Consider the following 11,343-nt stretch of genomic DNA (forward strand, 5'->3'; position numbering starts at 1 on the left):
CTGAATTTCCACATACACCTCGTTGGGTTTCAAGGCTGCTCCGCAAAGCAGCCATCTTCTCAAATCGGTGTATCAGTTTTCAATCGCTGCTGTGTATCAGTTTACAACCGCTGCTGACAGCAACGACGAACGGCACCCGGCGAGCCATGAGGGCGGAGATGAATGCTACGTCGCGGCGTTAAGGGAGGGCTAATTTACTAACAGGGTTGGAAGGCATGCCGAAGGGGGGCAACGGTCGATTTCTAACAGGTGGTGAGCGTGTACAACCGCTGCTGCCGGGGTTAAGCTGGTGGTCCTGTTCAATCACCCAAAGGATTACCGTGCATAAAGTCAAACTGATTGTTCGTCGTGTCAATGGTTCTTCCATGGCTGGTGGGTACGTATGCGACCTTGATCTACCCTTTGTGCCTACCGTTGGCATGCAGTTCGAGAAGGGAGGAAGCACAACGCTTTGGGAGACGGCGACCGGGGAGCTGAAGCCAGCCGTCGAGGCCGTCATTTACAACATTGACGAAGAAGAGATTGTTTGTCTGTTCACCGTGGGGCAAGAGCTGCATTGCTCGTTCTGGACTACGCTGGACTATGAGGCGCTGGGTGAAGGCTGCGCAGAGCTTGACTATTTCCGCAACGGACACTGATGTGAAGCCGGAGCGCAATCATGACCTATCCTGACAATGTTACTGCATTCAAAGACTTAATTCTTGGTATCGCCGCCTGCGTCGGGATGGTGGTTGCAATCGTTGGACTGAGAACGTGGAATCGACAGCTCAAAGGTGGAGTGGAATACGAGCTTGCGAGAAGACTGCTCCGTCAGACTTTCAGGCTGCGGGATGCAATCAAGGACGTACGCTACCACACGCTGACGTACGAGCGAGTGCAGGCCAAGGAGGGAGAGCCACCGCTCGGAAGGGAGGACAGCGAGTATCGTGGACTGGTCCTCGCTTACGAAGGGCGATGGGGGAAACTGGTGGCAGTGCATAGCGACCTTCAGACTGACCTTATCGAAGGGGAGGTCGTGTGGGGCGATGCCGTTCACCAGAAATTCAAATCCCTGCTGGCCCTTGTGGAAGAGCTTGGTAGTGCTATCCGAGCCTACCTTGCATCTTCAAATCCATCTCTCGATCCAGAAACTCGGGGCCTATATAGCGATATGCTTGCGAAGAAAAGAGACGTGATGTACGACACGAGCGATTTCCAGAGAAATGAATACACAGAAGAGATTAAGCTCGCGTTGGCAGAGACTGAGCAGTACCTCCGGCCTAAGTTGGATAGGTAGTTCTTGCCCGTCAGCAAACCTAGTTTTCTTATGAGGAGAAATGCTGAGGGTCACATCTGACAAATGGACGCGAGTCCTGCCTTGGCTGCGAAATTGAGGACGGAAGTGATCAGACCATCTTCAAGTGCGGAGTTCTCAAACTCATTGTGAATATTTCGCCGTCGAGGAGTAGAACTGAACGGCACATCTCGCAAACAGGCACGTGCTCTTCCGTGGCCGCACAATCCACGCTTGCTGACTACCCAGTGCCCATTTGCCGGATGCAACGCTCCCCACCCCACGCCCGCCTCCCTGCGCCGGCCGCCGCCCGTTTTCGTCCACCCAAACGCAAAAAATCCCCCAAGTCCTTGCTTACTCGGGGGCGTTTCTGGAATTCTTGGTGGGATAGGTGGACTAGTATTGTGGCCTGAAAGCCGCACCAGCTGGCACTGTGCAGATATTGATTCCGGAACATGCCCCGAAAAATGCCCCCAAAAAAGATCGGCTGTTCAGCTCGCGGCGGCTTCCGCGATCTGATGATTGATTTGAATCTTTAACACGGCTTTAACATCAGGGAAGCGCCGCATGTAGGGCGGTTTCTTCTATGACGGAGTGGCCGGCGCGGTGCGGCATTTGCTGAAAAGCGTTTGATTAACATGCCCTCAAAGGGGGATTTTTTCTGTGAATGGGAGAACATGCGGTGTCCTATGTGTTGCTTTTCGGAACTTTTGACCCGCCCCGCCTCTGGTCGACCCTGCGCCGACCTCCCGCACCGCGGGGTGTGGCCATAACTGGCGATACTCCACAGCGTGTGGAAGACCTCCACAACTGAGGCTGTCTCAAACCGGGGGTCTCGATCGCCGCCAAAGTGACGGTCCGAAACGATGGCCCAAATATTCGGGTCGTCTAACCCGCTGGCAATACAGCCGGTCGACGGGCGCAAACTTGATCCGGTCGTGGCCACTAGGGTCAGACTTGAAATCCACCCCCTACGAGTGATGCTACCGGGGGTGCATCACTTCTACGACTTGGCCGTAAAACCTCCAACCACCAACGGTGGACGGACTGGGCTAAATTTTCAGCCCTGAACCAAAATTCCTGAGTTTGCGGCGCCAACCACAATCTGTGGGCAGGCCGACGCCGGCCGCCAGCGGCGGATGGGCTGACTTTTCAGCGCATCATCGAACGGTTCGAAGATAGGGCCGCATTTGAAATGCCACCCTTGTGACTTACTTCGGGTATGGCGCAAATTTGCGAGTGAAAATAAGTCACGCACAAACCCGGACACTTTGCGGACAAATTGCGGACATTTTCGCGAGTCGTTTAAAGCTACTCGCAAAGGGTCTGCGCAGTACGCAGCACCTTTTGGCGAATCTTCAGTGCATCGTGAGATAGAACCAATTTTGGACGCATCTCACGGCACCTGCTTTCACCGTGAGATGCGGGCAGATTTGCGCGCATCTATCTGCTTCCCCCAGTGAGGGAGAACTCTGAAAACGCATCAGGAAAAAAGTTTTCAATTCGCGGGTGTGTGCAAAGAGGTAGGGAGCGGTCCTGCCCTGGGCGTGCTGGCGCGCTTTGGTGGTGCCCTGCCGGCGCCGCCCAATAAAAAGCCCAGCCGTTGCGGGCTGGGCCAGTCCTGCCGCTTCGTCCCTCGACGCCGGCAGGGTCTCATGGTTATCGGACTCGGGCCACTCATGAGTTACGCCCGTTGGAGATCGTTACACCGTGGTGAAGGTGCCTTTCACCAGCATGTCAGGGCGGTTCACCGCGAGCGCCAGACGTTCCTCGGCGAGGATGGCCACCAAGTTGCGGGTGAAGAAGTCGGCGTGCTGGGTGGCGATTTCGACGGTGGCCTGCTGGCGGTCATACAGGCGGGCTGCGCGGGAGAAGTCACCCACCAGGAACTCATTGGCGGCCAGGGCATCGGTGACCACCACAGGCACGCGCCACACGCTGGTGCGGCCGTCGGCATCGGTCACCGTGTAGGCCAGCTGGTAGCGTCCCTCGTTGTCCTTGTCGAGCTCGAGCAGTTCAAGGCCAATCGGGTTGATGACCACACCAGTGGCCACCCCGCGCGCCAGCTGCACCTGAGTGATGGCGCGGCGGAGGGTGTCGCTTGGCGAGTCACCAACCACCGCGCGGCTGTAGGCCACTGCCTGGGTCCACAGCCCGTTGATGTTGACGCCGGTGCCGTTGCCTTTCAAGAGCTGGGCATCCTCGGTCAGTTGCAGGGCGTCGCGCAGCTCGGTGTCGATGTAGTCGGCCAGCAGCGCCTCGTCGTCAAGCGCTTGGCGGGATGCTGGAATCCAGACTGCAATCGTGCGGACTGGCGCCTGCTTCAATTCAAAGGCCAGTGCCATCTCGGCCTTCTGGTCACCTTCGGCCGCTTGGATTGCGGCGCTGCCGGTGCGGGTGCCGAGCAGGTACTCGATACTGGGGGCGGTGGTGGGGCGGGTCACCAGTAGGTCACGAACCGCGGTGCGGCGGCCGAGTGGGCCGTAAATCTCGGTGTCGCGTTCTGCGCGGGCGTGAGTGTCGGTGTTGGTCACTGCCGCTTTCTGACCGAGCCCGAATCCCTTTACAGAGATGCGCAGGTTCTTGACCGCATCGGCGCGGATCAGGTCCAGGCCGTCGCTTTTCAAGACGATCGAGCTGACGCTGTCGGTGGACTCGTCGTCTGACGAATTGCCTCCACCGGGGCGGCGTACTGCTTTCTGCGCCAGTTCCATGACTTCCGCTTTGACGCCCGATACCAGTTCGGTCAGACTTTTCACCTTGCTGTCTGTGGTGTCGATGCGGGCGTTGGCCGCCTTGCTAAAGGTCGTGATTGCTGCGGCAACGTCGTTATCATCGCCGGCTTGCATGCCCGATTTGGTCAGAAGGGGCGTGCTGTTGGTGTGGTTTTTCATTGTGGAGCTTTCGTAAAGAGTTGTGATGCGGCGGAGAGTGCCGCAATAAGTTCGTTGGATTTGTCTGGCGCCGAGCCGAGGCCGCTAAAGCCCTTGGCTGCGATGCTTCGCGCTTCGTTCCTGGAGTAGCCCATTTCCTTGAGCGCCTCTTCCAGGGCGCGTACGGTGGCCGGCTTGATCGCTTGCGCCTTGACGGAGCTGATGCGGGCGGCAGAGTCGGCAGGGACGGAGACGATGGAGACTTCGGCCAGGTCGATCCGCTTGAGGAAATTGACGCCCTCCCGAAATTCGGAACCACCTTGTGGCACGCGGTATCCGATTGACAGGCCGTTGATGTCGCCGGCCCGCAAGTGCTCGAAGGCGTCGGTGCCGGCACTGGTTCTCATGTTGATCTGGCCCGTGAGCTTGAGGCCGCGTGCGTCCTCGAACATTTCGGTCCATCGCCCTACTGGTGATTCAGGCTTATGCGCCCAGAGCATCACAGGTGCGCTGCCGTTGGCCTTGTGCTGGGCCAGCGTTTCGCGGAAGGCGCCTTTGATGATGGTGTCGCCGTAGGAGTCGACACCCCCAAAAACCGCCCCGTAACCGGATATGAGGCCTTGAGATTCCGAGCGAAGTTCGAGTAGTGGCAGTGAGATTTGCAGCGTCATGTGGTTCCTTTTATCCGAGCGAAAACGAACACCGTCAAAGGTGTTGAATTAACTTCGGCAGGCATCCCGCGCTGCTGTTGAAGTGGACTTGGCGGCATCCCGCGCACCATGTCACAAGGCAAGTATACGATTTTCGATTTCAATGTGCAACCCCTCCGTTTCCGGAGCCTACGACAGCGACAGTCGCCAAGGTGCGGTGCCGGCCTTCGCGCTCCACCGCAACCAGGCTCATGAGGTTGTTTGCATGACGGTCGACGGTGACCTCCAGGCCGACGCGGCCGCCGCCGTCGATCACTTGCATCATTGATGCTTGGAGTTCCGCCGGTAGTTCTTTGCTGATGATTTCCATGAGGTCGCTGGCGGCGCGCATGAAGGCGGCGGATTGTTTCGAGAGCGCTGCGGCATCGCTTGTAGGGACAAATTTATTGGTCATTTTTTTCTTTCAGTTTTTTCAAGGGCGCGCAGTTCAGCCCGGAACCAGTCAATGGCGTGCGGGATGCTGGCCAAGCTTTGCGAGTAGCTGGCGGCGCGCATGCGCTGCTTGGCTTCGTCACTGACCTTGGCGCTGGCGCAGTAGGCGTTAATCAGGCTGTTCAGGTCCGCGATCATGTACAGCCAGATGGCCGGCGTGCGCGGCTGAATTGAGATGGCGGCCATGGCCTCAGCTTCTTCCCGCGTCATGCCGTCGACCGTCATAAATTCGGTTACCAGGTCGATAGCTGGCGCGGCCGACAGATAGGCGAGCAACGCCGCTTTGTTGGCGCGCACCGCCTCGGCCACCGCATTTACCGCATTCGGCGAGCCCCGCAATTTCAGCGTGGCGCCGACCAGGTGCACCGAAACACCGGCGGCGGAACAGTCATCAATGAGAGTCTGCGGGCTCATATGTCGACCTCGATCGTGCCGGTCAATCCCGCGATAATCTCCGAAGGGTGCGCCGAAGGGAGCGAAGGGAGCACATTATTATGTGTGCGCTCTTCGCTCCCTTCGTGCTCCCTTCGGGGGCTAGTTGCTGGCAAGAACCACATCCAAGGGCCGCCCATGCTGAGCTTTTTGGACTCGATACCCATTGATTTTTTCAGGCGCTTGGCTGTATCCCATGAGTGCCCGGAGTCGCGCACCTCGGCCATAAGTGCCTTGGTCGTCATCGATCCGCCGGCATCAAACAAGGTGTCTTTCAGCATTTGTTCCAGGTCGTCGCTGGTTCCGCCGTCCGAATTTTCTTCGGTTTCGACGTCCCCGAGGATTTCTCTGGCTGTCCCTTCGATGATCCCATCCCAAACGGCATGCGTTGCCGCGATACCGCCGGCGATCGTCACCAGGTCCAGGGAGTAGGCTACGCCGCCATCGTCCGGTGCAATGTTGGACTTGGCGCGCGCCAGAACGCGGCGTGTGCTGTCTTCTTCCTTTGCGGTCACCAGCACCATGCGGGCCAGCGCGCCGAACGCCTGGGAGCCGATTACGCGGTCCTGTGGCGCTTTGCCGGCGCCGCCCTTGGCAAAGTGCGTAATCCCGATGACAGCGCAGCTGTGCGCCTCTGCGAAGTCGACCACCGCTTGCAGGCTGCGCCGCACATCGTTCGCCCGGTGCATGTCACCAGCGACCGCCGACACGATCGGGTCGATGATGAGCAAGGACACGCCGCCGATGCGCTCCACAGCGCGGTGCAGCTCCGGTATGTCCTGGGACGGATCGAATGGGACGCTCTCCCCATGCTGCACAATGCCTTCGATGAAATGGCAGCGATTCAGGTCGGCGCCAGACGCGATCAGACGCGGCACTAGCGTATCGTCTGCCACATCCTCGGACGACCACACCAGCACGTTTCCTTTGCGCTTCGTGACGGCGCCATCAGGCCAGCGGCCGCCGGTGGTGATGGTGGCGGCCAGGCCGAGCGCAAGTGTCGTCTTTCCAGTACCGGCGGCGCCGGCCAGGATGGTCAGCTTGCCAGCAGGTAGCCAGCCGGGCCACAGCCAATCGATGGCCAGTGGCTTAATGCTGGCGCCACACCGAATCTTGACCACGCGCGCATCTTCGATCATGGCGCGGCTGGCGGTGCGCTCGGCGAGCAAGGCCGCATGTGCCGGCTCCAAGGCGAACCCTTCAATAATTTTCATGGCGTCCCCAGTTTCAGAAATGCGACCCGCTTTATGTCCAGGTCGATCACGACAAGTCGGCGGGGGCTCGCGGCGGCAAGAACACCACACAGCGCGCGCAGGGCGCCGTAACGCGTCGTGTCGCCGTGGTAGGTCAGAATGATGTCGAGCCCAATAACCGGCCGGCAGTCAGCGGCGGTGGGGAGCACGGCAGTATCGATCGCAATGGCGCAGCGCTTCGGAGGTCTGAATCCGAGGCCCAGCCATACCTCACGGCGCACCGGCTGCATGCCGGCGGCGACCATCGAATCGAGCTGGTGGAGTGGGTTCGTCATTTGGCAGCCCCTTTCTTCGATGCTTCTCTATCGCGCTTGAGGATGCCGTCCATTTCGTCTTCAACGTCGATCAGGTATTGCACCTCGACTGCCATGTGGCGGATGATGCCGCCGATGCCGATCAGATCGCGATCATCAACCGCTTCGCTGATCTGCGAGAGCTGCATCATCAGGTTTCCGATGGTTTCAATCCCCATCAGCAGGGTCTCCTTCGCGTTGTTGGCATGCGAGGAAGCAGCGCCCACCGCATTGCGCATTCCGTCGTCAAGCGGCTCGCCGCCGTCAACGTCACCGATGGCCTTCATCAGGTTTGGAAGCTCATAGCTCGGACGGCTCGCATGTTTGAAAGCTGGGTTGCTCATTTTTTAGCTCCCTTCAACGCTTCGGCTTCCAGGTAATCGATGCGGTCCTCTGCGGCGCCAGTCATCAAGTTGAGCGATGAAACCATCAGGCCAACCAGCCCATCAAGGTCATCGACCGACAACAGTGGCTGCACGCCAGCGCTGGCATGAATCAAATCCTTCTGGACGATCGTTGCGATGGTTTGCGCGCCGCGCGCCACTGTCTTCACCATTGCGGCAAAGCGGGCATCAGAGCTGTCTTCAAGTCGATAGGGAAGCCACGAAAACGGCCGGTGCATTGGGATATGAGGGGAATGGCTCATGCTGCACCGCCGATCTTGGCGACAGCCGCGCGCCAGATGGATTTGCCTTCGTCCAGGCCGGCAAAGAAAGCGTCCGCCTCGGCGGTGCCGGCTTGGTACGTCGGGATGATGTCTTTCCGCTCGATGCGATTTTCGAGAACTGCGCGGGTGCCGGCTTTGTATTCGGCGCTGCGCGGCGTGCGGCCGTTGAAGAACGCGGCTTGCATCAGCTGGTCGACCGAAAGTGCACTGGTGGCCACCTGGGCGCCGCCGGCGGATGGGGGCCAGGCTGGGCTCATGATGTCGAGCATGACGGCGCAAGCGGCGTCGTCGTTCGCTTTGCGTTGTGCTGAGAGTTGTTCTTGCTGGTGTGGGGATGTGGTCGGTACGGACGTACCTGGGGCGTGCGGGGTCATGGCCTTGCTCCTAGATGAGACTTTTGAAAGTCCATCAATCCGTTTTCAAGCGGATTGGTGGGCGCGAATGTTGAAAACTCGTATCTAGCCGAGCGGGCACTATTCCCCTTGCGGGTATTGTGTTCATGCCCCATCGCGCCCATGGAAGCAAAACCATTAGGCGTAAAAAATACCACAGACTGTCGGGGTGGCATACCGCTAGATAATCGTGTTTTCAAGCACTTGCACGGAGTATGCGTCAGCGCTTTGAGCGATGTCAAGGGAATCATTTGCATTTCCATCACTTGCCGGCGACGCGGTAATTTACCGGATCGGCAAAGAAGCGGTGCAGCTCGCGGTTTTGGTATGCGGTGCAGCGCTCCGACAGGCGGTGTGCTGGTGGCGCCTTGCCCGCCAAGACCAGTTGGCGGAACTTCTCGCGGCTGAATGGGCAGAATGGTTCGAGCTCTTTCCAGCGGCTCATGCCGTCTACTGGAAGGGTCTTGCTTGGTTCTGATGCTTGATGTGCCATGGTTGCCTACCTTTGCATGTTGCCGCCGAAGTTCAGCGGATTGATGCAATCTTAGGCAGGCAGAGCAGCGCCGAATAGCTGGGTAGGTTACGAAAACATACCCGTCCTTCAGGCTTAATAGGGGGGTGGGTTAATCCAGCTAATGGGGGTGATGGTTAAAAAAATCATTCAATATCAACGAGTTAAAGGGTGGGTAGGTTAGCCCGGGGTCTTTGGCGGCCCCCCTTTTAACTGCCAGTTCGCTATCTTGGCAATTTCTCTGATTGCGTCGGTCATCGCCTTACCGTCTGGATGGGTTAGCTCTAAATCGGCAGCGTTGTCCGTAAGCCATTGTTCAAGCGCTTGTTTGGCGGTACGGCCAGGTGGCGGTTCAGTGACCGTCTCCCAAGCTTGGATTGCGGCTTTCAATTTGACCGTATATCGCGGGTGGTTTGGATCAAGATAAGAAGCTGGCGGCAGAAGTAACTGCACTTCAGACGCCGCCGTGTTTTCGCCATCATCGACGGCAACAATCGTCACAGTTCCATCGACCGGTTTTTGCTGACTCCTAATAACAAACTCACGATATGACGGAATGTTTTTGCTCTTTACCCATTTCATAAATGCGGCTTGAGATATACGCGTCATGTGATGAATTATTGTATTGCTGTCAGGAAGATCGGGGAAACTTACTTCCTTTGCCCATGACCCGTTCTGATAATCTTCGTGTAATTCCCATGCCTTAACGAACGGAAGTGTTCCAGCGCATACTGCCTCTGCAATCGCGCGTTGATAAGTTCCAGCTTTCTTATATTGCATTATCCGAACTATTCCACGAAGCTCATTTAACCGGCGAGTTTCATGGTCCCATGGGTCAATTGCAGCCCACAGCATTGCCGCTTCTTCCACTGTCCACACTTCGACAAAGCGCCAGTCGGAAAGGTCTGGGAGTTCATTAATATCCATGTTCATCCTTTGCTATTGGCGAATCAGTTTTGAGCGGTCTTACCAAAGCGCCCGGCAATAACCTTGCCGCCGGCGGCCGCGTCCAGGTAGTCGGCGTACTGCTGCATCATCACGCGGCGCTCGTCCAGGAATAGGGCCCGGTCGTATGCCTCCCCATAGGCGTCACCAGATGCGTGCGACAGCTGGCGGTCGACCACCTCATGCCGGTAGCCCATGCGCTCCTTGATGACGCCCATGGCCAGCGAGCGGAAGCCGTGGCCGGTCATCTTGCCGGCGTAGCCCATGCGCTTGAGGGCCGCCAGGATGCCGAAGTTCGTGGCCGGCTTCGTGTGGTCCCGCTGGTTGGGAAACAGGTAGGTATTGCCGCCGGTGATTTCGTGCAGCTCGCGGAGAAGGTCCCACCCCTGGCGCGGCAGGAACACATGGTGGTTGACCTTGCGCGGCTTGACCTTCTTTTTGCCCATCTTCATCCGGTGCCAGTCGATCACCCATGACTCGTTCACCAGGTCGATTTCGGACCATGGCGTTTCGGTGAGCTCGCTAGTCCGCACGAACGTCATCATCATCAGCCGGAACATGACGCGGGTTGGCACGAACATGCGCCCCTCGATCTTGGCGAAGGCTCGCAGGAAGTCCGGCAGGTCGTCGGCGGTGATGGCCGCATGGTGACCGTTCGTTGTCGGCTTGAGGGCGCCGCGCAGGCTGGGCACGGGGTCTGTATCGGCCTTGCCCGATGCGATCGCGTAGCGGAATATCTGGCCGCATACCTGGCCTTGGCGCTTGGCCATATCCAATGCCCCGCGCTTCTCGATCTGGCGCAGCACGTCCAGGATGACAGGCGCTTTGATCTGTGCGATAGGGTGTTTGCCGATCAGCGGGAATATGTCGACCTCCAGACGATGAATGATGTTGGCGGCGGTGCGCGGCTGCCAGCTCTCCAGCTTGTTCGCATGCCACTCGCGTGCGACTGCCTCAAACGTGTTTGCGGCGGCCGTAGCCTTGTGCTGCTTATCGATGCGTTTCGCCTGGCCGGGGTCAACGCCAGCCGCCACCTGTTTGCGCGCAGCCTCTCGCTTGAGTCGCGCATCCAGCAACGACACCTCGTCGTAGGCGCCGAAGGCAAGTCGGCTTTCTTTGCCGTTGGCCTGCTTGAACTTCATCCGCCACAGCTTCGCGCCAGTAGGCATCACTTCGAGGTACAGGCCGCCACCATCTGCCAGCTTGTATGCCTTCTCGCGCGGCTTGGCGTTCTTGATCGACTTATCAGAAAGGGGGACAACGATTTTAGGCATCTTGGGGGCATCCAGTCTTTGGGGGCATCGTCCGACCCCCAAGACTGCCCCGAAAATACATGGGTGTCAATGGGCAAACTTTGGCAGTACAGGCGTAAAAAAACCCCTAAGCGTTTGATTTCTTAGGGGTTTCTAGGCAAACTTGGTAATACTTTGCCGTGTTTTTGGTGGTGATAGGTGGACTTGAACCACCGACCCCAGCATTATGAATGCTGTGCTCTAACCAACTGAGCTATATCACCTGACAGACGGGCATTATCCAGATTTTGCGGGAATGTGTCAAGGATA

At 58.2% G+C, this 11,343-nt stretch carries 14 protein-coding genes, 1 tRNA gene and 1 pseudogene; 2 read left to right on the plus strand and 14 right to left on the minus strand.

Going from position 1 to position 11,343, the window contains the following annotated elements; genetic code table 11:
• Positions 1-320 precede the first annotated feature (320 nt).
• Both ACP7EY_RS08880 and ACP7EY_RS08885 read left to right on the plus strand, forming a co-directional pair.
• Positions 321-638: a hypothetical protein gene (locus ACP7EY_RS08880; RefSeq protein ID WP_426192560.1), complete on the plus strand. Its 318-nt coding sequence runs from the start codon at positions 321-323 to the stop codon at positions 636-638.
• A 20-nt stretch (positions 639-658) separates the two neighbouring features.
• Positions 659-1,276 carry a hypothetical protein gene (locus tag ACP7EY_RS08885; protein WP_426192562.1) on the plus strand — a complete coding sequence of 206 codons (618 nt, stop codon included), beginning with the start codon at positions 659-661 and terminating at the stop codon, positions 1,274-1,276.
• Between the two features lie 1,700 nt (positions 1,277-2,976).
• Here ACP7EY_RS08885 and ACP7EY_RS08890 read toward each other — a convergent pair.
• From ACP7EY_RS08890 to ACP7EY_RS08955, 14 genes and pseudogenes are all read right to left on the minus strand, one after another.
• Positions 2,977-4,167, minus strand: a complete 1,191-nt coding sequence (locus ACP7EY_RS08890) for a phage major capsid protein (RefSeq protein ID WP_426192564.1) — start codon at positions 4,165-4,167, stop codon at positions 2,977-2,979.
• Positions 4,164-4,817 carry an HK97 family phage prohead protease gene (locus ACP7EY_RS08895; RefSeq protein WP_426192566.1) on the minus strand — a complete coding sequence of 218 codons (654 nt, stop codon included), beginning with the start codon at positions 4,815-4,817 and terminating at the stop codon, positions 4,164-4,166. The genes ACP7EY_RS08890 and ACP7EY_RS08895 overlap by 4 nt, the downstream gene beginning before the upstream one ends.
• A gap of 139 nt (positions 4,818-4,956) precedes the next feature.
• Complete coding sequence (locus tag ACP7EY_RS08900) at positions 4,957-5,250, minus strand: hypothetical protein (protein ID WP_426192568.1); 294 nt, start codon at positions 5,248-5,250, stop codon at positions 4,957-4,959.
• On the minus strand, positions 5,247-5,702 hold the full coding sequence (locus ACP7EY_RS08905) for a hypothetical protein (RefSeq protein ID WP_426192570.1): 456 nt from the start codon (positions 5,700-5,702) through the stop codon (positions 5,247-5,249). The genes ACP7EY_RS08900 and ACP7EY_RS08905 overlap by 4 nt, the downstream gene beginning before the upstream one ends.
• Entirely contained in the window at positions 5,699-6,934 is a 1,236-nt protein-coding gene (locus ACP7EY_RS08910) for an AAA family ATPase (RefSeq protein ID WP_426192572.1), read from the minus strand. Before ACP7EY_RS08910 ends, ACP7EY_RS08905 begins: the two co-directional genes overlap by 4 nt.
• Positions 6,931-7,248 (minus strand): hypothetical protein, encoded by a 318-nt coding sequence (locus ACP7EY_RS08915; protein WP_426192574.1) that lies wholly within the window; start codon positions 7,246-7,248, stop codon positions 6,931-6,933. Before ACP7EY_RS08915 ends, ACP7EY_RS08910 begins: the two co-directional genes overlap by 4 nt.
• On the minus strand, positions 7,245-7,610 hold the full coding sequence (locus ACP7EY_RS08920) for a hypothetical protein (RefSeq protein WP_426192576.1): 366 nt from the start codon (positions 7,608-7,610) through the stop codon (positions 7,245-7,247). Before ACP7EY_RS08920 ends, ACP7EY_RS08915 begins: the two co-directional genes overlap by 4 nt.
• Entirely contained in the window at positions 7,607-7,912 is a 306-nt protein-coding gene (locus tag ACP7EY_RS08925; protein ID WP_426192578.1) for a hypothetical protein, read from the minus strand. Before ACP7EY_RS08925 ends, ACP7EY_RS08920 begins: the two co-directional genes overlap by 4 nt.
• The gene (locus tag ACP7EY_RS08930; protein ID WP_426192580.1) at positions 7,909-8,307 is read right to left on the minus strand and encodes a hypothetical protein; all 399 of its coding nucleotides are present in this window, start codon (positions 8,305-8,307) and stop codon (positions 7,909-7,911) included. The genes ACP7EY_RS08925 and ACP7EY_RS08930 overlap by 4 nt, the downstream gene beginning before the upstream one ends.
• Before the next feature lie 280 nt (positions 8,308-8,587).
• Positions 8,588-8,818, minus strand: coding sequence for a helix-turn-helix transcriptional regulator (locus tag ACP7EY_RS08935; protein ID WP_426192582.1), 231 nt, complete (start codon positions 8,816-8,818; stop codon positions 8,588-8,590).
• Between the two features lie 198 nt (positions 8,819-9,016).
• Positions 9,017-9,763, minus strand: a complete 747-nt coding sequence (locus ACP7EY_RS08940) for a hypothetical protein (protein WP_426192584.1) — start codon at positions 9,761-9,763, stop codon at positions 9,017-9,019.
• A 23-nt stretch (positions 9,764-9,786) separates the two neighbouring features.
• Complete coding sequence (locus ACP7EY_RS08945) at positions 9,787-11,055, minus strand: tyrosine-type recombinase/integrase (RefSeq protein ID WP_426192586.1); 1,269 nt, start codon at positions 11,053-11,055, stop codon at positions 9,787-9,789.
• Positions 11,048-11,149: pseudogene (locus ACP7EY_RS08950) on the minus strand (hypothetical protein); the annotation flags it as partial. The gene ACP7EY_RS08945 and the pseudogene ACP7EY_RS08950, both read right to left, overlap by 8 nt.
• Before the next feature lie 71 nt (positions 11,150-11,220).
• Positions 11,221-11,297, minus strand: a tRNA-Met gene (locus tag ACP7EY_RS08955).
• Positions 11,298-11,343: the final 46 nt, after the last annotated feature.

Origin of the sequence: Massilia sp. DWR3-1-1, assembly GCF_049898325.1 — a bacterium.
Lineage (GTDB): Bacteria > Pseudomonadota > Gammaproteobacteria > Burkholderiales > Burkholderiaceae_D > JAFCUW01.